Origin of the sequence: Ochrobactrum sp. Marseille-Q0166, from assembly GCF_014397025.1 — a bacterium.
Lineage (GTDB): Bacteria > Pseudomonadota > Alphaproteobacteria > Rhizobiales > Rhizobiaceae > Brucella.
Window position 1 is genome coordinate 192,981 of record NZ_JACJUO010000002.1, and the last position, 24,353, is coordinate 217,333.

Below are 24,353 nucleotides of genomic sequence, written 5' to 3' on the forward strand. Positions count from 1 at the left end.
TCAGGTTAAAGTAATTGCTCATACTGATACAGTTCAATCTTGATATTACTACAATCTTTAATTAGCACATTCAGCAAGACACGCGCTTTTTTATATACTATGAAGCAGACATACCTTAAGCGTGTTGAATTGCGGATGCACACACATGAACTCCGATTTAGCGCAGCCACAATGGCGCATATCTGAACTTTTGCCAGCTCTCGCCCTTTTTATTGTGGGCTTCACTACTCTTCTTTATGCTTTGCTCTATCCACGCGGTGAAAACGACCAATACGCTGTTCTGCTGCAACCAGGGGCGAATATCGCCCAGATCACCACGATGCTCGAACAGACCGACGCGCAGATTGTTTCGATCAATGAGCGTATGAATGTCGTTGTCGTCCATGCGGAGCGCGCTGATGCAGTGACCGCACTCTATGATGCGGGCGCATGGCTCGTATTCGAACCTTCCCAGCTTTCAAGCTGTATCGATATCTCGGTCACCGGGGCCTAATTTCATGATCATTGAACTTGATGATATTCGCAGACGCTTTGCGCGCTTTCTGGTTATTTTTCTTTGGCTGCACGTCCCGCTTTTTGTGGTGATTGCTTATGCAACAGGCACCTCGGTTATCGGTGGCGCACTGCCCGCCGCCTTCCTTGCTGTATGTTATAATCTGATGTGGTTGCGCGTCGATATTGCGCCAGAAACACGATTTCTTTCAGCGATTGCTCTGGTCGCAGAACCCGCAATCCTGCTTTACCTCTTGCGTGGCCATATCTGGCAAATGGACATGCATATGTATTTCTTTGCCATGCTGGCTCTCACCATTGGCTGGTGTGATCGCCGCGCAACAATCATTGCCGCAATAGCAGTCGCTTTTCACCACCTTGTGCTGGATTATTTCCTGCCCTCGCTGGTCTTTCCAACAGGAAGCGATATCAGGCGTGTGATGATCCATGCCGTGATCGTAGCCGTTGAAGCAGCCGTTCTGGTCTGGTTTAGCGACATGCTCGTCGCTTGCGTTAACAGCATCAGCAAAATGCGCGATGAAATAATGGTGAAAAATGCCGAGATCGAAAAGCGTTCCGAGCAGGTCGAGCAGGCTTATAAGGCAAAAGGCATGTTCCTTGCCAATATGAGCCATGAAATCCGTACACCGCTCAATGCTATTCTTGGCTTCTGCCATCTGATGCAGCGTACGGATATGACCGAGCGCCAGCGTGACTATCTCACCAAAATCAATAGTGCCAGCGGATCATTGCTCCGTCTGATCAATGACATTCTCGATTTCTCCAAGAATGATGCGGGCAAGCTGACACTCGAAAACAGACCATTTGAACTGCGCGCCCTGTTTGACCGCAAATTGCAGATCACAAGTGCAGAAGCGCGCGCGAAAAACGTCAATGTCAGCCTTCATATTGAAGAAGGCGTTCCTGAGCGACTCGTCGGCGACGAGATGCGCCTTGGCCAGGTTCTGCTCAACCTGATGACCAATGCGATCAAGTTCAGCGAGAATGGCTCGGTCACGTTGCGCGTCAGCGGTAAAACAACACAAGACGGTGATTATCGGCTCAAGATCGCCATTGCTGACACTGGCATCGGCATGACTGATGAACAACAGTCGAAACTGTTTAATTCGTTCTCGCAGGCAGACAACTCTACCACGCGCCGCTTTGGCGGCACTGGCCTTGGTCTGGTTATCAGCAAGCAGATCGCAACCCAGATGGGCGGCGACATTACAGTTAGCAGCGCACCGGGTAAAGGCAGTGTCTTCACCGTCACATCGAATTTTGAAAATCTGGACCGCAGCCACGCCATTATTGAAAGGCCTCTGCCACATATTCAGAAATTGCGCGTTCTGGTCGCGGATGACAATCCAGCCTCGCGCGAAATATTGCAGGGCGTCTTCGCAGACTGGTCGATTGCTATTGATCTCGTTGCTTCTGGCAATGAAGTCATTGGCGCTCTGGAAACAGCTTTTCAGCGCGGCAATCCTTATGACTTGTTGCTGCTTGACTGGAAAATGCCGGGCATGGACGGTATGGAAACCGTTACCAGCCTCTATGCCAATGCGAAGCTGACCAAGCTGCCGGAAATCGTGCTGATCACCGCTTATGGCAGCGATGAATTCAAGGCCAAGGCTTCTCGTGCAGGGATTGCGGCCTATCTGCCAAAGCCAATTGAAGCGCAGCAGATATTAAAAACGCTGAATGAAATTTTCCCACTTTCAAAAGGCACGTTAGAAGCAGCGCATAATTCAGAGCTGATATCGGAACCGCTGCGCGGAGAAAAAATTCTTCTCGTTGAAGACAATGCAATCAATCGCGAAATCGCGTATCAGCTTCTCAGCGATGCTGGCTTGGAAGTCGATACGGCAGAAAACGGCCGTATGGCCTGTGAAAGCGTTGAGCGATCAGGCGATAGTTATGCAGCGATCCTCATGGATGTGCAGATGCCGGAAATGGACGGGCTGGAAGCCACACGCCATATTCGTCGCAAATGGACAGCTGAAGCATTACCTATTCTTGCGCTGACGGCACACGCCTATGAAGAAGAACGCCGTCGCTGCGCTGAAGTGGGCATGAATGATCACATTGCCAAGCCGATCGATCCGGCAATTCTGATTGGAACGCTTGAACGCTGGATGAAGCCGCGCCGCACGAAAGCGCCCGGTGCTATTGTGGAAGATAAAATCCAGCAGGTTGTTTCATCCGATCTTCCTGAGCATCTGCCACCTTTCGATCTGGCGCGCGCTCTTGGCCGTGTGAACGGCAAGAAGGCTCTGTTACGCCGCCTTATCATCAGCTTCCATGATGATTTCCTGAATGTAATACCAACACTCAAGGAGCAGCTTGCCAAAGGTGATCTGACCAGCGCACGCCGCCTTGCCCACACACTCAAAGGTGTGGCTGCATCACTGGAACTGCCTGCAATATCGCGTATTTCCGCAGAAATTGAGCTGGCTATTGCTAACGAACAGCTGGTTGGTCTTGAGCCGACACTCTTTGCGCTTGATGCGGCACTGAAACCTGCGCTGAAAGCTGCTGAAAGTCTGAAGGAACAGAAGAGTGAGACAACAAATCAGGCTGACACCAGTGTTCAGCAGGCAGATATCGAAGCGGCGGTAACAACATTGAGAGAGAACCTCACCCGACGCAGCATGCGCGCGCGCAGCAGTTTTGATGCTCTGCTGCAACTGGCTGAACCATCAGCTTCGGGCGAGCATGCGCAGGCTTTGCAGGACGTAAAGCAGGCACTCGACAAACTCGATTACGAAACCGCCCTGCGCAATCTTAATGCCGCTTTTCCGGCATAAAAATTAAAGTGCCGCTGTGGCTGATACCGCAGCACATTGAAGACTACCGGAGTTAATTACATGCCCAATCGTGCAACCGTGCTGATCGTCGATGATGACGTTTCCAACATCGAGATTATGAATGCGGTGCTTGAAGACCATTATGAAATCTGTTTTGCGACCTCGGGTGAGCAGGCACTTGAAGTCGCACGCTCAGTTTTGCCCGATCTCATTCTTCTAGATGTCCTTATGCCGGGCGTTGATGGTTATGAAGTATGTACACGCCTGAAAAACGACCGTCTTCTCGCTGACGTTCCAGTTATTTTCACAACTGGGCTGGACGATCAGGAGGCCGAGGTCCGCGGTCTTTCACTGGGAGCTATTGATTATGTCACGAAGCCCGTCAATCCGATCATTCTGCGCGCACGCGTTTCAAACCACGTTGAACTTAAGCGCTTACGCGACCAGTTGGCCCAAATGGCCGTCACCGATGCACTGACCGGCCTCAGCAATCGCCGACAACTCGAAACAACGCTGAAGTCTGAAATCGCACGTCTGGCACCGACGGGAGCGTGGCTTTCTGTGATCATGCTCGATATCGACTTCTTTAAGCTGTTCAACGACACCTACGGCCATCCAGAAGGGGATCGCTGCATCGCCATGGTTGCAGCAGCATTAACGCGTGCAGTCCACAAAGTGTCGGGGCTTACCGCGCGCTATGGCGGAGAAGAGTTTGCCTGTGTGCTTCCGGGAGCAGACCCCGAAGCAGCCTTAACGACCGCGCGTGAAATCCAGTTTCAGGTTCAGTCGCTGAACATCCCGCATATGGGTTCAAAAGTCAGTGCCAACGTTACTGTCAGCATTGGTATAGCTTCCGCGCAGGCCCAACCGGGCATGGATGGCTCGCTTTGGCTGGCACACGCAGATCATCAGCTTTATTCGAGTAAAAAAAGCGGTCGCAACCAGATCGCAAAAATCGAATTCTCTGCCACAGGCAGCGTAACGCGAAAAACAGCCTAAGACTTAAGGAAGTGGTAGCTACCCTCAAGTTTTAGTGTAAATCAAGGTGCTCTTTGAGCGGCATGTCGTCATGAACAGACACGGTTTGCCGCTCGATCATCCGATGCACCAGAGGCGGTGTGGATCCCTTATGAAGCGCCAACAATCTCTCTGAAACCTCTGCATCCGAATGCGTGCGGCGCTGATTGTGGCGCACATATTCAACCCATGTCGGCACGTGATAGCTCTCGGTCCATGTTTCAGGGTTTTCAAGATCGCGCAGCAAGGCCCATTGCCGCGCACCATCCCGGATACGAATACGACGTCTGAGCGCCATTGCAGCCAGAAATGCCTGCACGTCTTCCTGCGCAATTTTATAATCGACCATAATCATGATCGGACCGCTGCGTGAACGCAGATCAAGACGCAAGCGTGGTTCGCTGAACCGGTTGAGCGGATCAAGATTAAGCTGCTCAAACTCAGGTTGCGGTAAACAAAATCCGACCAGCACACCAAACAACAGAACACAGGCAGCGGTCATTAAGGCACCCGGCACGCCGAATTCATCTGCCACCGAGCCCCAGAGCCAGCTGCCCGCTGCCATCCCGCCAAAGGTAGCAGTCTGATAAAGCGCCAGCGCGCGTCCAACCACCCAGCGCGGTGTCGAAAGCTGCACCGTGACATTGAAAAGTGACAGTGCCAGAACCCACGACATGCCTGCTGGGAGCAGAAAAATGCATCCAAGCCAGATGCTGCGGCTCACGGAGAGCAACAGACAGCTAACCGCAAATGCAGCAAAAGCGCCGCGCACCAGCCATTCATTGCCCAGCAATTCGCGTAAACGCGCGCTCGAAAGCGCGCCGCCAATGGCGCCAATTCCAAAAAAGCCAAGCATAATACCGTATGTCAGCGCCGTCCCATCAACGAGATCGCGCGCGACGAGTGGCAAAAGTGCCAGAATAACAATTGCGGACAGACCAAAAAGAAAGCCGCGAAACATGACTTTGAGCAGATTCGGCGACATGGCCACATAGCGTAAGCCTGCCAACATAGCTGGTCCAAGCGCCTCACGCGGCAATGTTGATTTGGTTGTTTGCGGCTGCCAGCGCCAGAGCGCCAGAATAAGCGCACAATAGCTGAAAGCATTGAAGATAAATGCAAAAGCGGCACCCGCCACAGCAACAATGGCGCCGCCAATTGCTGGGCCGATACTGCGCATGAGGTTGAAACTCATTGAATTGAGCGCAACAGCTCCTGGCAGATCAGCTCGCGGAACAATATCGCCCATTGATGCCTGCCACGACGGATTGTGCAAAGCACCGCCGCAACCAATCAGAAATGTAAATGCCAGCAGCATCCATGGTGTCAGCATATTCAAATATGCGCAGACTGCGAGGGCTGCTGATATAATCAGTAATAATATCTGAGCGGTCAGCATGATGCGACGGCGATCAAAATTATCGGCCAGGGCACCGGCAGCAACAGAGAAAATCATCACGGGCAAAGTGGTGGAAGCCTGCACCAGCGCAACCATATCATCAGAATGCGCGATTGTGGCCATCATCCAACCCGCGCCCACTGTCTGCACGAGACCACCAAGGTTTGAAAACAGCGTTGCGGACCATAGTGCGCGAAAAGTTCCGTATTGAAACGGCGCAAGGGGGGATTTTCTTTGCGGCATTCGGACGAACCTCCGTATTCATCCGTTATCGGAGAGCGATGCCATAATCATGAATCAGGCCAGCGCGTTAAAGTATTTCCAATGTAAAGCCAACCCATCAAAATGCGCTAACTTTTATTTTTAATCCCTCTCTTATTGCAGTCACTGCAAATTTCTTAATTATTGCCGCCAGCAATGATGATCCGCAGCGAGATAAATTCCGACTGATAAAATAACCGGCCGCATCAGACCTATCTTACAAGATTATTATTTGGTTCAAATTGACATCATCACTGATCAATCGATTTCCCATACTGACGGTTGTTGATCTTCTCCATATGCAGCAGCAGCGCAGAATGATCGGCATCACCATTACCGGCTTCAACAAACGAGCGGAATTCATCGCGCACTTGTTCAGTTAATGGAAGTTGAAGAGAAAACTGCTCCGCCATATAAGCCACCGCGTCGAGATCTTTCAACTGCAAACGTGACGGACCACCAGGCTGAAACAGACGATCAACCATACGACGTCCGTGTAATTCTAATATACGGCTCTCTGCAAAGCCTCCTCGTATCGCATCACGAAATTTGCCTCGATCAGCTCCTCCGGCTTCAACAAGCACCATAGCTTCAGCAATAGCACCAATCGTAATCGCGACAATCTGTTGATTGGCGAGCTTGCAAATCTGTCCAGCCCCCGATGGGCCAACATATGTGACACGCCCCAACGCTGCAAAAACATCCGCCAATTCGTGAACAGATTTCTCATCACCACCAGCCATAAGCGCCAGCGTGCCAGCTTCCGCTCCCACAGTGCCGCCCGAAACTGGGCAGTCGATATGGTGAATACCCATTTCTTTCAATTGTTGAGAATGCTCGCGCGCTGTGGGGGGAGCAATTGACGATGTATCGATAACAATTGTGCCAACTTTCAACGCTGATGCCACACCATTATCGAATAAAACTGAACCAACTGCCTTGCCATCAGATAACATTGTAAAGACGATATCGGCCTTTGCGACGGCCTGCAGAGGGGTGGCAGCCACTTTTGCTCCATCTTTCAATAACGCTTCCGCTTTTGATAGATCGCGGTTCCACACAGAAACTTGAAATCCAGCTCCCAGCAGTCGGCGCACCATTGGAGCGCCCATCAGTCCCGTTCCAAGAAACGCTATTTGACGTGTCACCGCGAACCTCCCAATTCGTCTTCTATGTGAGCTTTGATGATCTCATCGAAAGAAGCTTCCGCCGTAAAACCCAATTCAATTGCGCGTTTGGCCTCAAAGCCCGGCGCCCATCCCGCACATATACGCATAATCATGTCATCCGGCTTCTGCCGAATGAGCGCGACGGCTTTATCACCGGCAACGCGCCGCAAAGCTTCAATTTGCTCACCAACGGTAACTGAAAGTCCGGGCATGGAGAGATTACGATTTGACCCCAAGCGCTGAAGATCTATGGTTGCACCATGCATCAAAAAGCCCACAGCAGACCGAGGAGAAGTATGCCAATGGCGAACATCGTCGGATACGGGCAAGATCGCCTCTTTTCCTACCAGCGGTTCTCGTAGAATACTTGAGAAGAAACCTGATGCCGCTGCATTTGGTTGCCCTGGTCTGATGCAAATGGTTGGCAGACGAATGCCTATGCCGTCAAAGTATCCGCGCCGAGAATAATCCGATAACAGCAGTTCGCAGATAGCTTTCTGCGTCCCATAGCTAGTGAGCGGTGTCAGGTGGTAGTCGTCAGGAATAGAGAAAGGGAAAGGGGCGCCAAAAACTGCGATCGATGATGTGAACACGATACGCGGATAATAACCATCTTTGTCATGGGCGCTCCGAACAGCATCAAAAAGAAAGCGCGTTCCGTCGAGATTGATCCGATAGCCCTTATCAAAATCGAGCTCAGCCTCGCCCGATACAATTGCTGCCAGATGAAAAATGACATCAGGGCGTTGATCGATCAGCTTTTCAGCTACACCGGGAGCAGATAAATCCCCGGTCTCCAACACTAATTTTCCGGTGAATTCTACGGGAACCTGCGGATCAACGACATCAAAAAGTGTCAGTGCTCCCACGTGCCGACTGCCAAGCATTCCATCTTTAGCCAATCGCTCGCATAGCTTGCGACCAACCATACCAGCAGCCCCGATAATTAAAATGTGCATTTACTCTCCTCCATAATGCACACTAAAGTCCTTTCATTCGCTAAAAACAATAAAATCATAAAATTAGCAGATTTATCGCTTCGGGTTTTATTAAACTTAATTTTTCTGTTTGATCTTCTGTTCGCGAAAGAAAATAAACAGACCTGACCCGACGATAAGTGCCGCACCCATAATCATTTCGGCTTTAGGTACGTCTCCAAAGAACAACCATCCAAATAGCACGGCCCAGAGCAGAAGGGTGTACTGAAGAGGTGCAACTGTTGCCGCATCAGAAATTTTCAGTGAACGATTAACCAGCATATGTGCGGACATAGACACTACTCCTAAAAGCAGCATTAGCACAAACTCCGTAGAACCTCCCATCGGTCGCCAATCAAAAGGTGCAAAAACCAGTCCTGCTATCAAAGCACCGATCAACTGAAAAAAGACCAAGGTTTTATCCGGTGTGTTTCTCAGACTTCTTCCTGAAATCATCATGAACGCAAAAGCAGCTGTGCCAAAAATTGAAATAATCGCTGGAGCAGTGAACATCGCGCTGGATGGGTTAAGCGCAATCATCACACCTATAAAACCTATAGCTATAGCGGTCCAACGCCGCCAACCCACCTCCTCACCGAGCAGGAATGGTGATGCAGCAGCCACATAAATTGGCGCCGCAAGCCAATATGTCATAACATCAGCAAGTGGTAGATACATCACCGCATAATAAAACGCGAAGACTTCAACGGTTGAAAAGAAAACACGCGCAGCCTGCATAATAGGCTTTTCAGCTTTGAGGATCGGCTTCAATCCTGCACGCCAAAGGAAAGGGGCCAGAACCAGAAGTGCAGCAGTACTGCGGATCAAAATAACCTGACCCACACTATAGCTGGCAACAAGCCACTTACCCATAGCATCGTTCAAAGCGAACATCAGCATTCCAAGCAGCATCAGCGCTGGTCCCGTCAGGGCCGGAAGTGAATGGTGACTTTGCGATGGTTGAGATGCGGCAGACATTAAACATCTGATCAGAGCTGTTCGATGCTGTGTTTCATATAGAGTTCAAGCCCAAAATCCAACGCTTTCCGGCTGCGGCGAAAATTTCAAACCAAGCGTCAAAGCTCTCTTGCACCAGCGCTTTACCTAAAACGCTATCGATGTAGCGATTCAAATTCGCCAGTGCTCTACAATGTTATTTAAAAACTTAATTGAACCTTCATGGATTGATTGCGATCCCCCGCAACTTCGAATGCTGTTAGGATATCTTCCAAAGGATAGATCGAACTTAGAAGCGGCTTCACGTCGACAGCTCTACGATTAATCAAATCAACAGCAAGCCCGAACTCCTCGTGAAAGCGAAAGGAACCACGCATATCGATCTCTTTTGAAACGACAATATTTTGCGGAATGGAGACATCTCCACCGAGCCCAACTTGCACCAAAATGCCAAGCGGCTTTAGAACTTCAAGTTCTGCCCGCATAGCACGCTCGTTACCGGAAGCTTCAAACATAATATCGAAATAACCCTTATTCGAAGCATAGTTTGCAGGTTGTTCGGGATTATCATTCACATTTATTGTGCGATCGGCACCGATTTCTCGCGCTTTTTTAGCACTGGTTCCATCACGCCGGTTGCTACTATTTCACGCGCACCATGAGCGCGGGCAGCAATAATGATCAACGCACCAATCGGTCCGCAATCAGTAACCCGAATGCGCTTATTGAGCAACGAGCCTGCTCGTGCGATTGCATGAAGCGTCACTGCCAGCGGTTCAGCAAATGCAGCTTCATGTATGGAAATGCCGTCACTAACCTTGTGGCACTGCCAGCTTTCTACAACCAGCTTCTGACGAAATGCAACCTGAATATGAGGCATAGGCATCGCGCTACCGTAAATGCGCATATTGAGGCAGTGGTTTTAAAGACCTTTGAGGCAATACTGGCACGTATTACACGGCCTACTCGGAGAGACGCCTACCTTATCACCGGCTGCGAGACCAATTACATCTGTACCTATTGCAGTTATTGTTCCTGCTACCTCATGACCCAATATCATTGGTTCGCGCACACGAATGGCACAGAAACCTCCGTGATTGTAGTAATGAAGATCAGACCCACAAATGCCACCCGCCTGAATGGCAACTTCGACCTGACCTGTACCAACATTTTCGGCTTCGCGATCTTCGATACGAAGATCTTTTGCGGCGTGAATGACAACTGTTTTCATATCTTCCACTTCTTATTTTTTGCTTATGTTATCGATAACATTTAAGCAAGACTTATATCATTTTTGACTCTTTAGGCGACGGAATAACTGGGAGGAATTTATGACGTTTCCGCTATTCGGCCTGTCGGGAAAGCCAGCCCTAATAACGGGATCAAGCCAAGGCATAGGTTTCGCACTTGCAAAAGGCTTGGCTGAACACGGGGCCGGTGTCATTATCAATGGGCGGGATCCCCAAAAAGTGGAGGCGGCAGTTCGTGAACTGCGAGACGAAGGTTATACGGCACATGCGTCCGACGTTGACGTAACGGACAATGATGCAGTCAAGTTTGGCATAAGTGCTATCGAGCGCGACATAGGTCCCATCGATATTCTGATCAACAATGCCGGTATGCAGTAACGCGCACCACTTGAAGAGTTCTCGGAGGATAAATGGCAGCAACTACTACAGACGAATATCTCAAGCATCTTTATTGTTGGGCAGGCTGTGGCGCCTCATATGATCGAACGAAAACACGGCAAAATAATCAATATAGCTTCTGTGCAAAGCAAGTTGGCTCGTCCGTCGATCGCATCATACACGGCGACCAAAGGTGCTGTTCGCAACCTTATACGTTTAAATGCGCTTGTTATTAGTTTTCAATGTTTTCGATAACACAGAAAGAGCCAGAAACCGCATCCTGCATTTACCATCTGCATCTCCGGTTCTTTCACCATGAGGCCAGCAGAATTTGCCTGAAACCGGCAAATATCGAATCTCTGCAACCGTATTTTCTCCTATCAATACGAATGCTGAGAAATTCCTCGCCGCTCCTCTTACCGCTTGAAATAGCGCGTGTTATCGATATCATCGTAACACAAAATGTATCAGGGGAACTTTCATGCATACACGTTCTGCGATTTTCGAAGGCACGATTCATGCCGGTTGCGAAGAAGATTTTTTCCGCATCGTGAAGGAATAACTGCTTCCAATTCGGAAGCAAATGCCCAACGCTCAAGCAGTGCGTGTCATGCGTATGCTGAACGTTGACCCCGGTTCACCTTCTATCGCCATGGTGCAAGAGATAGACTACCCCTCGATGGAGGTTGTTGAAGAAGCATTGGCTTCTCCCGTGCGGCTCGAAGGGCGTGTGATCACAGACAAAATAATGGAAATGTTCGATGGGCGTTTCTAGCACATTGTTTATGAGAAAATCCCAACCGTAAACGTCTGACAAACTATTTGATGACCTGACAGGACTTTGCATGAGCGCCTCCCCTACCAGAAAAGCAACAATGCGGGACGTTTCGCGTCTTGCAGGCATATCGCAAATGACGGTTTCGAGGGTTATTGCAAATCCTGAACTTGTATCCGAAGCGACCCGCAAACGTGTCATGGAAGCGATTGAGCAATTAAGCTACGTGCCAGATCGTGTCGCTGGCAGCCTTTCTTCCCGGCGCACTAATTTCATCACAGCTATTCTGCCAACATTGACGAACTCTAACTTCGCAGATACCGCGCAAGGGCTCGCAAAATCGTTGCTCTCAAAGGGCTATCAGCTGTTGATCGGCTTTACGATATATAAGCTTCAGGAAGAGGAGCGTATCATCCGTGCAATGCTGGAACGGCGCCCTGACGCAATTGTTGTCGCAGGAACTATCCATACAAAAGCCGCAACGGAATTACTTCTCCGGGCCGATATTCCTATTGTCGAAATATGGGGTAAACCCGACCAACCGATCAATCATTCCGTAGGCTTTTCTAATTATGAAGTCGGGCGCGCTGCGGCGCGCCACCTTTTGTCACTTGGACACCAGAAGATCGGTGCCATCGGTTCTCGAACAGATGCTGATGCCATAGATTTACGCGGTGAGAGTCGATTGATGGGCTTTGCTTCAGCATTGAGGGAGGCAGGCGTCAGCGATCAGCTGATCATACGCGAAGGTACCGCGCCTGTGTCTCACGATCATGGCGCAAGAACTCTTTCCATTTTATTAGAACAAGCTCCTGACGTAGAAGCTGTTTTCGCTGTATCGGACATATCAGCTTTTGGTGCAGTTATGGAGTGCCATCGCCGAGGAATTAATGTACCGCAGCAAATATCAATTATGGGTTTTGGGGATTTCGATATTGCCCGTCAATGTGTTCCGGCAATGACCACATTGCGTGTCGATGCTGTCGGAATTGGCACGAAAACAGGCGAATTGCTGCTCAATTTGTTTGAAAAAAGCGAAACAGATGAGAAGCCAACCTTACCCTTTCGCCTTGATGTCGGTTTCGAACTGATCGAACGACAAACAACAAAAGCAAAAATATAGATATGTTTTACAATGGATAAATGCTCTTTACACATCGCGCATTAAGCAAAAGATACCTTTTTCTAGTAAAAGATAAACATTAAAAGCATGTCGTATCGGATTGAATTTAAGCGAAATAATCCCCCGAAACAGAAGTAACTTCTCGCGAACGATTTCGATTATTCAATGAAGCCTTATCGATAATTCCTAAAAAGACACAAATTGTATGGGTTTTAGGCCGTATTCATAAGTGGCCACATAAACAAATCGCCGAATAACTGACCGTGCCTCCCAACACGGCGTTCAATGATTTAAAGAACGCGATGGCGTACTGCCATGATGCATTATCTCGTATGGACATGGAAATGCGACCTGCATCATGTTCAAACCTATAAACTCGACATCAAATGTGTCCGAAGCACTTGTGATAGTTCGGATGGCCGAGCGTCTTACTTATTATGGAGGATTATCCGATCAACATAACAATGAATTCATGTGGTTAGCTATGGACGAAATTGGATGTCGAATTGCTATTCGCAAGTCAGTTTGCCGGACCTTCGTCGGTTATTTGAGTTAAAACAGCTCAAAGTCCCTCTCGGCGATATTACGCGTCTGATGGGTCGTCATCGCTCAACAACCTACCGGGAGATCAAGCGCAACAGCTTCCGGGACACCGAGATTCCAGACTATAATGGCTATCATAACGTTATTGCCGACAACATTAGTAAATACCGCAGAACACGGTTGCGCAAGCTCAGACGTTACCCAGAGCTGTGCAAATTCGTCATAGAACAGTTGGAAGCCCATTGGTCGGCTGAACAGATTTGTGGCCGACTGATTAGCCATGGCCTAAGCGCGATACATCTGTGCGCAGAAACAAGCTATCGCTTCATTTATTCAAATGAAGAATATGGGCTAAAGCTGTATGAACACCTGGCTGAGATGCGAACAAAGCACTGCCCACGCGGCACCAGAAGATCGCGCAGCTCTCGCATTCCAGAAGCGTTTCGTATTCATCAACACCCTGATTTTATTGGCAATCGCCCGTAATTCGGCAACTGGGAAGGCGATTTGATTATCTTTGATCGTGACCTCGGAGAAGCCAATGTTATGACACTTGTTGAACGCAAAAGTCGTTATTGCGTGATCATCAAAAACAGCAGTTGGCATTCAAAGCCCATCATGAACAAAATCATTCGGACCTTTGCTGCACTGCCCTATCATGCACGCCGCAGTTTTACCTTTAATCGTGGTTCCGAGTTTATGGGGTTCCGGGCTTTGGAAGATGGAATGGGAGCTAAAAGCTAGTTTTGCAATCCCAACTCACCGTGGCAAAAAGGTTCTATTGAGAACATCAATAAGCGCATCCGACGGTATTTACCAGCAATACGAATCTGGTGCAGATTAGCCAGGCGCAGTTGACTGCCCTCGCCCACAATCTCAATGCAACGCCGCGGAAGTGTCTTGGATTCAAGACGCCAGCCGAGGTCCTTGCTACACTTTTACAGGAAGTTGCATAATCAGATTCCCTTCCCTACGGCATGATGCACTTGGGGTAGCTTTTCCAGTGCCTCAAAGGTGAATATGCCTCTAGCAGGTTTGGCAATAAGGAACCAAAGTCTCGAACGCTCGCGAAAATGTAACCACCTATTATGACGTCCGCGAACAAGTGGGGACAGAATGGGTTATCCAAGCCTACTCAGAAGATTTATGCCAGATGATTCCAATCAGTTGCCAGCCCTATGAAGCACCTGTGTACGAGATAGTTACATAGCCCGGCAGCGCTACAGTTGGCCGCAAAGCGTCAAATTCACTGGATACACATACGTTCAAGGTCGGTTTGAACTATCGTTTCTAAATCTTACAGGCAGCCGTTCAATTAAATTTGCGACGGCTGCCGCATCTTAAAATGCTCAATGGTACTGCTCATGATGAGACCGACAGCATCTTCGCGTTCAAAGTTCAGCTCAACATCGAGAACAGCCAGCTCTTTAACAAAAGCTTTCGGCAAATTTTGCATGGTAGTTAAACGCACTTGATCCTTGGCAGTTGTGATCAAACCGACTCCCAATTGTTTGGCCCGATCCTGCAAACCGACGACATCACTTGTCGAATAAGCATAATGATCAGCAAAAGATCTCGTTTCAATCACGTCTCCACCCGCCTCTCTTACGCTGGCGTAAAATTTTTCCGGGTTACCAATGCCTGCAAATGCCAACCATCTGTTTCCTTTGACTGTTGACCGCGAAGAAGGGAGTAATTGCGCATCGAATATCGGCCGCGCAGCTCGGGCCGCTTGCCTCACAACAAAATCGGCTGCGTCTCCCTTCCCTATCCGTAATAGAGCACTGGTCTTGCGCATCTGATCTGTCAAAGGCGCCCGCAATGGACCTGCCGGAATGACCTTGCCATTGCCGATCCCGCGCGAGGCATCGACGACCAACAGCGCGAAATCCACATGCAATCGCGCGCTTTGAAAGCCATCATCCATGATGATGAAATCACAGCCACGCCGGATTAACTCATGTGCTGACTTGAGTCGATCCGGACAAAGTGCAACCGGCGCATGACGTGCCAGTAAAAGCGGCTCATCACCGACATGCCGCGCACTGTCATTTAAAGGATCCACAATGTGTATCCCTTTGTAATCGCCACCATAACCGCGTGAAACGATACCCGGGCTAAAACCTCTTTCTTTTACAGCTTTAGCAAAAGCAATTGCCGTTGGTGTCTTGCCCGCACCACCGACCGTAAAATTGCCAATGCACAATACCGGCACTGCGATCCTTGGTGGTTCAGTTCTAAGAAGTCTGCGACCTGCAATCGCTCCGTAAACCCAGGAAGCCGGCGCAAGGCTATGTGCACGCCAACCAGGTTTTTCCCACCAGAAGGTCGGCGCCTCTCTCACCATTGTCAGATGCCGCCATGGATAAAGGCGGCCTCATTACGATTTCCCGGTAACTGGGCCTGCAACACCAGCGGCTGTATAAATGGCTCAAGCGAATTCAACGTCCGGTTAAGTGCGCCACGCATATCTTTAACTGTATCAGCGCCAGCACGGATCATCGTTTTGAGATGCTCTGGATTGTTAAAGAGAAAATTGATCGCGCCTGCGAGCATGTTTCGATCCTTAACAACGCGCGCACCACCATTTTTGATAAGCCGTTGGAAAGATTCACGGAAATTCTGAACATTCTTTCCGGTAAGAACAGCTGTCCCCATCATTGCTGGCTCGAGCGGATTGTGGCCGCCTTCTTTGGTCAGCGAATTACCGATGAACGCCACTTCAGTGAGCTGCAGATAAAGCCCCATTTCGCCAATCGTATCGCCCAGCAGCACATCAGTGTCTGGGTCGATAACATCGCCGCGGCTTCGCGCTGCAACCTTCAATCCCTTTTCGGCCAGCATATTTTCAATGGCTTCTGCGCGATTTGGGTGACGTGGCACGATGATCGTCAGAAGACGCGGATAACGCACTTTCAGCATCTGATGTACTTCAGCAGCGATTTCTTCTTCACCGTCATGGGTCGATATGGCTGCCCAGGTGCGACGTTCCCCAATCTGGTGCTGAAGTGTGGCAAGCGCTTGCGGGTCGGCAGGAGCAGGCGCAGTATCGACCTTGAGGTTGCCGGAGACACTGACAGGCCGAGCGCCAAGTGTGCGAAACCTGTCACCATCGAGCTCAGATTGAGCGATCACATGTGCAAAATTCTCAAATAGTGCCTCGGCAAGCTCAGGCCGCTTTTGCCATGCGGCGAAGGAGCGATCGGAAAGACGGCCATTAACCAGAACCTGGGGTATATGGCGTGTGCCGAGTGACAGCACTGTCGCAGGCCAGATTTCAGATTCACAGCCAATCACCAGGTCCGGCTTCCAGTGATCGAGGAAATTATTCACTGCCGGTTGCAGGTCGAGCGGCGCATATTGATGGATGACTTGATTTCCCAGCTGATCAGCAACCAGCTTCGCCGATGTTACAGTCCCGGTGGTCATGACGATATGGATGCCGGTTGCAGCGATGCTTTCGATCAGCGGTGCCATAGCAACCGATTCACCCACACTTGCGGCATGAGCCCAGATAACCGGCCCTTGCGGACGAGCAATGCCGGTCTTGCCATAGCGCTCGCTGCGGCGTGTGCGTTCTTCCTTACCACGTGAAGCACGATAGGAAATATAAGTCCCTATAAAAGGGTAAACGGCGGAGCCGAGCATGCGATAGGCCGACAACATATTTCGCGCCCATCGTTCACTCATTTACCTGCCTCCAATGCAGCATAGGCTCTATTTGTCGCGTCATTCAGTTGTCGCGTCAGTTCCATGCGCTTTTCTTCCAATTGTGCCTCATCCGCATTTTCATCCACCCAGACAGGCTCTCCGCATACAATCATCGAGCGCCCGAACGGTAAAGGAATAGTGGTCTTATCCCATGTCTTATGCAAAACGTGATTGCGCGAAAATGCATATGCAAAAGGCAGTATCGGTCGGCCTGAGAGTTTGGCCAGCAAAATGATACCCTCGCCAGCTTCCCTCGCCGTGCCATGTGCAATATCGGCAATCATTGATGCAGATTGTCCCTTTTTCAGCGCACTTTTCAATGTCAGAAGTGCGCGCGCACCACCTTTTTTCGCTGAATTTCCTTCGCTGCGCCCGCCGGAACCGCGCACCGTGATAAAGCCGAACTTTTCTGCGATACGCGCATTAAGTTCAGCATCTGCACTGCGCGAAAACATGGCAACCACAGACAAATCATGCGGGCGCACAACAGGCGCCATAATGTGCTGGCCATGCCAAAAGGTTATGATGGAGGGGTTGTTCTCCCGCAAAAGAACCTTGATATCTGCTGAACCCGTCCGAGGAGGGTTAGTCAAACGCACGAATTTCAGATAGCCGGCAATCAACTGCACGAGTGCAGATTTGACCAAAGCCGAACGCGCAAGTGGGCCGCGAATGCGACGCCACAAGCGTTTTGCAAAGCCATCGGAACGGTCGCGTGAAGCAGACAAGCGTTTATTCCGCTTTCAGATCAACACCTTCCGGGTCCAGCAAACGGTGCAGATGCACGATAAAATAGCGCATATGTGCATTATCAACTGTCTGCTGAGCCTTCGATTTCCATGCAGTCTTAGCCGATTCATAATCTGGATATATCCCAACGACATCGAGTTTATCGAGATCACGAAACTGAACAGTTCCAAGCTTTGTCAGCTCACCGCCAAACACCAGATGAAGAAGCTGCTTCTTGTCGCCTTCAACGCTCATTTTAATACCCTTTGAAACTACTTGCTTTGCGGCATGATTAGCTCAATGGCCAGTCCGCGACAACACTCAACATTTCCTGTAAAAGGTTGCCGCTGGATGCCACCAATGCCCCATGTTGCAGCGTCGGTCCACCATAAATAATCGGTCGAGCGTCATGACCAAGAAGCGCCCCGCCCGACTCACTTAAGATAAGATCGGCTGCTGCCAAGTCCCAATCATGCGAATTGGGCCGAATGAAGGTGCCAGCAATATCACCCCGCGCCACCATTGCAATCCGATAGGCAAGAGATGGCACATAAGGATGAACAATCACACGATCACGCCAACCATCTGGCAACACATCCACCATTCGTTTTGCTGACGCCATGGATATTTTTTCACCCGGTGGCGGCAATCGTGTTTGGATCGGCAGACCATTCTGCGACGCGCCAAAGCCTTTTCCAGCCTCGATAACTTCGCTAAGCACCGGACATTGCAGGACGCCTGCGATTGGCTTGCCATCTTCTACGACGGCAACACTTACACACCATTGTGACTGACCACCAATGAAGGCACGGGTTCCATCAATGGGATCAACAACAAAAGCACGACGACGGTGCTGTAGCGTACGGTCATCGGTCGTCTCCTCTGAAATCCAGCCGTAGTCAGGCCGCGCTTCAAGAAGAACCTGCTTGAGATAGGTATCGACAGCGAAATCGGCTTCGCTAACCGGCGACTGACCTTCTTTGAACCATACCTCCGGTGACTGCCCGAAATAACGCATGGCGATGCGACCTGCCTCACGCGCGGCATGACGCAACAGTTCCAGCTCGTTCTGAATATCTTTTCGCTTCTCAATTTCCGGCAAGGGTCATGCCTTCGATTACGAGTGTCGGAGCCGCCATGCCGAAATTCCGATCAATATCGGACGCAGGAGTCATATTAAGGAACATATCTTTAAGATTGGAAGCTATCGTCACTTCACTCACAGGATAAGCCAATTCACCATTCTCGATCCAGAAACCAGATGCACCACGGCTATATTGCCCTGTGATCATATCAACGCCCTGGCCAAAAACTTCTGTTACATAAAAACCAGTACCAAGCGCACGAATGAGCGCTTCCGGCGTGTCTTCACCCGGCTCAATCGCAAAATTGGTTGAGGCGGGAGACACGCCCGAACCTGAACGAACACCACGTCCATTACCGACAAGACCAAGTTCCCGCGCACTTGAACCAGAGAGGAGCCAATGCCTTAGCACCCCATCCTCAACCATAGTCAGCGGCTGGCCTTCAATGCCTTCGCCATCGAATGGGCGGGACGACGATCCACGAACCCGCAAGGGATTATCGGTGACATTTATTCCCGACTTCAAAATTTGCTTACCCATGCTGTCACGCAAAAAACTGGTTTTACGTGCGACAGAAGCACCATTGATCCCACTTGCAAGATGCCCTGCGATTCCGCGCGCCAGTCGCGGATCGAACACAACATTGACAGGCCCTGTTTTAACCTGCCTTGCACCCAAACGCCGAACTGCTCGTTCACCTGCGCTTCGTCCAATATTTTCAGGCGTTTCGAGATCCGCAAAATGAAGGCGTGAGCTGAAGTCGTAATCGCGCTCCATCTTCGTGCCCTCGCCTGCGATAGCAGAAACAGAACGGCCAAAACGCGTCGCAGCATATTCGCCCGAGAAGCCGGAAGATGTCACAAGCACCAGACCGCCCATGCTACGCGATGCGCCAGCGCCACCCGAATTGGTAACACCGGCAACTGCGCGTGCTGCCTCTTCCGTTAAAAGTGCATCGGCTGTCAGCCGCGCAGTATCAACCTCAGTGGCGTCAAAGAGATCGAGGCTGCGTGGCTGCTTAACAAGCAAATCCGGATCGGCCAATTGCTCAAACGGATCTTCAGGCGCAACGCGAGCCATGGCCACCGCACGCTCTGCCAATCTGTCGGGATCGCTGCCTGCATTGGCCGAAACACTGGCGATGCGGCGGCCCACAAAGACACGCAGGGAAAAGTCATCACTCTCCGACGAATCGGTTCCCTCAACCTTGCCAAGCCGGACAGAAACACTCACCGAGCGGGCTCGGATCACAACTGCGTCAGCATGATCCGCTCCGGCGCGCTTTGCAGCAGCCACGAGCTGTGCCGCGCGATCAACAAGTTTACCCGATGAATTGTCTGAAATCATTATATAATCCAAGCTTGAAATCAACGATGGCTCCACTTGGGAGACCACGCAATGTAACCAGCCGTAATCGGAATTTGCAAAAAACTTATGTCAAATTATTCGACATCGGACTGATTAGAGACATATCGTGTTTCTATATTGCTGAAATCCGATGGCTTCAAGGGAAGCCGTTACATTCTTCGAATTCCAAGAGCATATCATGGTCCCAACTGGCGGAAGCCTTTACTTACAAGCGCTGATGATTCTGGGCGGCGCGATTATCGCGGCTCCGCTATTCAAGCGGCTCGGTCTTGGTACCGTTCTTGGCTATCTTGCGGCTGGCATCGTGATCGGTCCAGTGGCACGCCTCATCTCAGATGGCGAAGATCTTCTGCATTTCTCAGAGCTCGGGGTCGTGTTTCTTCTGTTCATCATCGGCCTTGAATTAAAGCCATCGCGTCTATGGGCCTTGCGTCATGCGATTTTTGGTCTTGGCGCCGCACAAGTCATCCTGACAGGCTCAGCCCTCGCGGCACTCGGTGTGTATCTCGCTGGCCTTAGCACTGAAGCCGCGATCATAATCGGTTTTGGGCTCGCGTTGTCTTCCACGGCGTTTGCGATGCAGGTTTTGGAAGACCGTGCTGAAACGAACCAGAAGCACGGACAGCGTGCTTTCGCGATATTGTTATTCCAGGATCTTGCAATCGTCCCGATCCTTGCAATCATTCCCGCACTTTCTCCCAATGAACCGTCACAAGCCAGCGCCGGTTTTCATCTTGTGACCGCTGTCGCAGCAATTGCAGCCCTTGTCATCGCTGGACGCTATCTTATCAATCCAATGTTCCGGATCATTGCGAATACCGGCGCACGCGAAGTCATGATCGCAGCAGCTCTTTTTGTGGTGCTGGGTTCGGCAAGTCTATTGCAATCGGCCGGGTTATCCATGGCTATGGGCGCTTTCATAGCAGGCGTTCTTCTTGCCGAATCGTCATACCGCCACGAGCTTGAAGCAGACATTGAACCGTTCCGGGGTATTTTCCTTGGGTTGTTCTTCGTCGCCGTGGGACTTTCGCTCAACCTAACCGTCATTCTGCAATACTGGAAAACAATCCTGATTGCGGTTCCGATTTTCATGATCGTCAAAGCAGCGATCACCTATTTGCTCTGCCGCATCTTCCGTTCGAACCACAATGATGCGATCCGGGTAGCTTTTCTGCTACCACAGGGCGGTGAATTCGCCTTCGTGCTATTTTCTGCTGCCGCAGCAGCCGCCGTTATTTCAAATGCACTAAGCTCTGAACTTGTTGCCGCTGTGACCGTATCAATGGCCTTAACGCCGCTTTCTGTGGCCATCGGTTCAAAGCTGTTAATCAAAGACAAAACCGAAGACGTCATTGAAGAAAACTTCGAAGGCGCTGGCGCCGATGTTCTGATGATCGGCTTCTCGCGTTACGGGCAAATCTCTGCGCAGATCCTGCTTGCGGGTGGCATCGATGTGACCGTGATCGACAACTCACCCAATCGCGTAAGAGCGGCGGGCAAATTTGGCTTCCGCATTTATTTTGGCGATGGAACCCGTAAAGATGTGCTGGAGGCTGCCGGCATCCGCAAAGCAAAACTCGTGGCTGTGTGCACACATAAAAAGGAAATCACCAACCGGATTATCAATCTGATCCAGTCGGAATATCCGGATGTGCGCCTGTTTGTTCGCTCTTATGATCGTGAACATACCCTGCAGCTTCGTGCGCAGGGTGTTGAATATGAACTGCGTGAAACTTTCGAATCGGGTCTTTTGTTTGGCCAGCGCACACTCGAAGCATTAGGCTTATCTGAAGCCAACGCCTATGCCATTCGGGAAGATGTACGTCAGCGCGATGAAGACCGCCTTCATGTTCAAGCGTCTGAAGGCATCATGGCAGGGCGGCATCTGCTGTTTAACAAGCCAGTGACACCCGAACCGCTGGTCAAACCACAGCGTGAAGGCCAGCGTATCGACAAAGCCGGCGATAACATCGACACTGTTGCTAATGTTGATGAAGAAACTCCGTCGGAACCGGTTGCGGCTGAATAGATCAAGAAGCAGCTGCAGCGGTTCTGCCACTCAGAACGGAATCCAGTGCGCGTTTCAATTCTTCGCGAATGGGTGCGCTTTGCGATAAAATCTGTTCGAACTTTAGAAAATCGAGCAGGCCTATTCGCTCAACATTCGGACGCAGGAAGATATGCGGGGGTCTGTTTCGGAATTTATTCTCGATAATTGAGCACATGGTGAGCTGATTGGCTCCCATGACCGCTTCAATTGTTGTCGGCATATAATCATCAGGGCCAACAGGCGTGCCAACGACATCAATTCCTATGATGATATCTGCCTTATCGAAAAGCAGATCAAACGGCACCGGATTGAGCAGTCCGCCGTCAACCAGAATACGTCCATCGCGCCGCACTGGCCTGAATACCGGTGGAATGGCGCAGGATGCGGCAATAGCAGAGCGCAAATCACCTTCTTCGATATTGAGTTCAGCCGCCGCATGAAAATCCGATGCAGTGATGCTCATCGGAATTTTCAGCTCTTCGACATTTTCAGGCAGTGACGCCGGAAGAAATACGTCTAATATTTTCTCGAGGTTGAACTGGCTGACACGGAACCCACCTTTCAGCAATTCCACCCAGCGTTCAGGACGTGCCTGCCACATACGGCGCGCGACTTCCGATCGACGATTGAAAATTGCCGCCATATATTCATGAATTTCTGTGCCGGTCATACCATTGGCAACGCCCGCACCAACGATCGAACCGATGGAAGAGCCAGCAATTGCGACCGGTTTAACACCAAGTTCGTCGAGAACTTCAACTATATGAATATGCGCAATACCACGAGCACCGCCGCCGCCAAAGGCAACGGCGATGCGCGGAGATGTCGGTAGAGACTCATCCATAAAGCTTTCCTCTCGCTGCACTTGTGCTCTTTTTGATCCCAACATTTGCTCAGCGTATGAATCGACGGGGGCAAATGTTGGAATCAGACCACTAGCTTAAGATTGCGCAGGGCCGAAAATCAGAATTGCAGGTTCTGCTTCCAGAAGCTTTTTGGCAATAGCCTTCACCTGATCCAGCGTCACGGCATCAATCAATTCATTACGTTTATCGATATAATCCCGATCAAGATCTGCTTCCTGAAGGCCAACAAGCGTGTCAGCAATCGAGATCGATGAATCGAGATTATTCACTGCGTAGGAGCCTTTAAGGTAACTCTTGGCCGCAGCAAGTTCTGCTTCTGTCGGCCCTTCATTGGCCATCTTGGCCACCTGCTCGCGAATGATTTTTAGAGATTCCTGCGCTTTTTCTGGCCGGGTAGCTGTGGAAATCGTCAGCGCTGAAACATGATCACGAAGCGACATTGACGACGATACCGAATAGGCGAGTCCACGCTTCTCCCGCACTTCTGCATAAAGACGTGATGTGAAACCACCACCAAGAATATGGTTCATCAGATAGGCAGCGAAGAACTCTTCATCCTTGCGAGGGACTGCTGGATAAACAAAGCTGATCGACGTTTGAGGCATGTCAAAGCTAAGGCTGGTGGTTGTACCCAGTGCGAGCTTTGCATCAGGCACCGGCACCAGTTCCGCCGTTGCTGGCAAATCACCGAAGACCTCATCGAGCATCTCACCGAGATCCTTGGCATTAATAGCGCCAACCACACCAACCGTCAGGCGATCACGTGCAAAATTTTTGCGATGAAAGTTCACCAGATCATCACGACTGATCGACTGAAGCGACTTAACAGTCCCTTCATCGGGGCGGCCATAGGGATGGTTGCCATAAAGCACGTCTGCAAACTTACGCGATGCGATCGTCGAAGGATTGCGCTGTGATGCTTCAAGGCTGGCAACGACCTGTTGGCGGATACGGTCAATTGCGTCTTGATCAAAACGCGGTTTATTGACCGCGAGTGCGAGAAGATCGGTAACAGGTTTGCGGTTCTCAGCCAACATACGAATACTGCCTGAAACAGAATCCGGCGACGCCGAGAAACTCATTTCTCCGCCCAGATTATCAATGCGTTCCTGAAAGCTGTCAGAATCAAGATCACCTGCGCCTTCATCGAAAAGCCCGGTCATCAGGTTAGCAAGACCTTCCTTGCCCGATGGATCCTGTGAAGCCCCGCCCTTAAAAGAGAAACGCATGGACACGAGCGGCACTGAATTATCTTCCACCAGCCAGGCTTTAATGCCCTTTGGTGAAACCACTTCCTGAATTTCAATTGCACTGGCAGGAAGAGTGAGTGCCGTTAGCATCATCATGGATATCACAACGGCAACGATGGCACTCTTTGCTCGCAACATGTTCAAAA

17 protein-coding genes and 4 pseudogenes are annotated in these 24,353 nt (G+C 50.4%); 8 read left to right on the forward strand and 13 right to left on the reverse strand.

Features of this window, described 5'->3' with window-relative positions:
- The first annotated feature begins 145 nt into the window (after positions 1-145).
- From H5024_RS12060 to H5024_RS12070, 3 genes are read left to right on the forward strand one after another with little or no spacing between them, the layout of a single operon-like run.
- Entirely contained in the window at positions 146-493 is a 348-nt protein-coding gene (locus H5024_RS12060; RefSeq protein WP_187547162.1) for a hypothetical protein, read from the forward strand.
- A 4-nt stretch (positions 494-497) separates the two neighbouring features.
- Positions 498-3,299 carry a response regulator gene (locus tag H5024_RS12065; RefSeq protein ID WP_187547163.1) on the forward strand — a complete coding sequence of 934 codons (2,802 nt, stop codon included), beginning with the start codon at positions 498-500 and terminating at the stop codon, positions 3,297-3,299.
- Positions 3,300-3,359: 60 nt separating this feature from the next.
- Positions 3,360-4,298, forward strand: coding sequence for a diguanylate cyclase (locus H5024_RS12070; protein WP_187547164.1), 939 nt, complete (start codon positions 3,360-3,362; stop codon positions 4,296-4,298).
- 31 nt (positions 4,299-4,329) lie between these two features.
- Here H5024_RS12070 and H5024_RS12075 read toward each other — a convergent pair whose 3' ends face one another.
- From H5024_RS12075 to H5024_RS12095, 5 genes and pseudogenes are all read right to left on the reverse strand, one after another.
- Positions 4,330-5,958 carry an MFS transporter gene (locus tag H5024_RS12075; protein WP_187547165.1) on the reverse strand — a complete coding sequence of 543 codons (1,629 nt, stop codon included), beginning with the start codon at positions 5,956-5,958 and terminating at the stop codon, positions 4,330-4,332.
- A gap of 269 nt (positions 5,959-6,227) precedes the next feature.
- Positions 6,228-7,124 (reverse strand): NAD(P)-dependent oxidoreductase, encoded by an 897-nt coding sequence (locus H5024_RS12080; protein WP_348770692.1) that lies wholly within the window; start codon positions 7,122-7,124, stop codon positions 6,228-6,230.
- Positions 7,121-8,104 carry a D-erythronate dehydrogenase gene (gene denD / locus H5024_RS12085; RefSeq protein ID WP_187547166.1) on the reverse strand — a complete coding sequence of 328 codons (984 nt, stop codon included), beginning with the start codon at positions 8,102-8,104 and terminating at the stop codon, positions 7,121-7,123. The genes H5024_RS12080 and denD overlap by 4 nt, the downstream gene beginning before the upstream one ends.
- Before the next feature lie 96 nt (positions 8,105-8,200).
- Positions 8,201-9,034: a DMT family transporter gene (locus H5024_RS12090; protein WP_187548587.1), complete on the reverse strand. Its 834-nt coding sequence runs from the start codon at positions 9,032-9,034 to the stop codon at positions 8,201-8,203.
- Positions 9,035-9,279: 245 nt separating this feature from the next.
- Positions 9,280-10,310, reverse strand: a pseudogene (locus tag H5024_RS12095) (L-idonate 5-dehydrogenase).
- A 100-nt stretch (positions 10,311-10,410) separates the two neighbouring features.
- Here H5024_RS12095 and H5024_RS12100 point away from each other — a divergent pair.
- The 4 genes and pseudogenes from H5024_RS12100 to H5024_RS12115 form a co-directional block, all read left to right on the forward strand.
- Positions 10,411-10,923 (forward strand): annotated as a pseudogene (locus H5024_RS12100) (SDR family NAD(P)-dependent oxidoreductase); the annotation flags it as partial.
- Positions 10,924-11,188: 265 nt separating this feature from the next.
- A pseudogene (locus tag H5024_RS12105) lies at positions 11,189-11,482 on the forward strand (hypothetical protein).
- 100 nt (positions 11,483-11,582) lie between these two features.
- Positions 11,583-12,605: a LacI family DNA-binding transcriptional regulator gene (locus tag H5024_RS12110; protein ID WP_187548588.1), complete on the forward strand. Its 1,023-nt coding sequence runs from the start codon at positions 11,583-11,585 to the stop codon at positions 12,603-12,605.
- Positions 12,606-13,103: 498 nt separating this feature from the next.
- Positions 13,104-14,104, forward strand: a pseudogene (locus tag H5024_RS12115) (IS30 family transposase).
- Positions 14,105-14,463: 359 nt separating this feature from the next.
- Here H5024_RS12115 and lpxK read toward each other — a convergent pair.
- Genes lpxK through H5024_RS12145 form a run of 6 tightly spaced genes read right to left on the reverse strand, consistent with a single transcriptional unit; the run spans position 14,464 to position 20,020 of the window.
- Positions 14,464-15,495: a tetraacyldisaccharide 4'-kinase gene (gene lpxK / locus H5024_RS12120; RefSeq protein ID WP_187547167.1), complete on the reverse strand. Its 1,032-nt coding sequence runs from the start codon at positions 15,493-15,495 to the stop codon at positions 14,464-14,466.
- Between the two features lie 2 nt (positions 15,496-15,497).
- Positions 15,498-16,838 carry a lipid IV(A) 3-deoxy-D-manno-octulosonic acid transferase gene (gene waaA, locus H5024_RS12125; protein ID WP_187547168.1) on the reverse strand — a complete coding sequence of 447 codons (1,341 nt, stop codon included), beginning with the start codon at positions 16,836-16,838 and terminating at the stop codon, positions 15,498-15,500.
- Positions 16,835-17,587: a lysophospholipid acyltransferase family protein gene (locus tag H5024_RS12130; RefSeq protein WP_187547170.1), complete on the reverse strand. Its 753-nt coding sequence runs from the start codon at positions 17,585-17,587 to the stop codon at positions 16,835-16,837. Before H5024_RS12130 ends, waaA begins: the two co-directional genes overlap by 4 nt.
- Positions 17,588-17,591: 4 nt before the next feature.
- Positions 17,592-17,843, reverse strand: coding sequence for a DUF4170 domain-containing protein (locus H5024_RS12135; protein WP_187547172.1), 252 nt, complete (start codon positions 17,841-17,843; stop codon positions 17,592-17,594).
- Positions 17,844-17,880: 37 nt separating this feature from the next.
- Complete coding sequence (locus H5024_RS12140) at positions 17,881-18,690, reverse strand: 3'(2'),5'-bisphosphate nucleotidase CysQ (RefSeq protein WP_187547174.1); 810 nt, start codon at positions 18,688-18,690, stop codon at positions 17,881-17,883.
- Positions 18,677-20,020, reverse strand: a complete 1,344-nt coding sequence (locus H5024_RS12145) for a TldD/PmbA family protein (protein ID WP_187547177.1) — start codon at positions 20,018-20,020, stop codon at positions 18,677-18,679. Before H5024_RS12145 ends, H5024_RS12140 begins: the two co-directional genes overlap by 14 nt.
- Before the next feature lie 199 nt (positions 20,021-20,219).
- Here H5024_RS12145 and H5024_RS12150 point away from each other — a divergent pair, with 199 nt between their 5' ends.
- Complete coding sequence (locus H5024_RS12150; protein WP_187547179.1) at positions 20,220-22,070, forward strand: monovalent cation:proton antiporter-2 (CPA2) family protein; 1,851 nt, start codon at positions 20,220-20,222, stop codon at positions 22,068-22,070.
- A 1-nt stretch (position 22,071) separates the two neighbouring features.
- Here H5024_RS12150 and H5024_RS12155 read toward each other — a convergent pair whose 3' ends face one another.
- Together H5024_RS12155 and H5024_RS12160 are read right to left on the reverse strand one after the other, a co-directional pair.
- Positions 22,072-22,935 carry a patatin-like phospholipase family protein gene (locus tag H5024_RS12155; protein ID WP_187547181.1) on the reverse strand — a complete coding sequence of 288 codons (864 nt, stop codon included), beginning with the start codon at positions 22,933-22,935 and terminating at the stop codon, positions 22,072-22,074.
- Between the two features lie 96 nt (positions 22,936-23,031).
- Positions 23,032-24,303, reverse strand: coding sequence for a pitrilysin family protein (locus tag H5024_RS12160; RefSeq protein ID WP_247875346.1), 1,272 nt, complete (start codon positions 24,301-24,303; stop codon positions 23,032-23,034).
- Positions 24,304-24,353 lie beyond the last annotated feature (50 nt).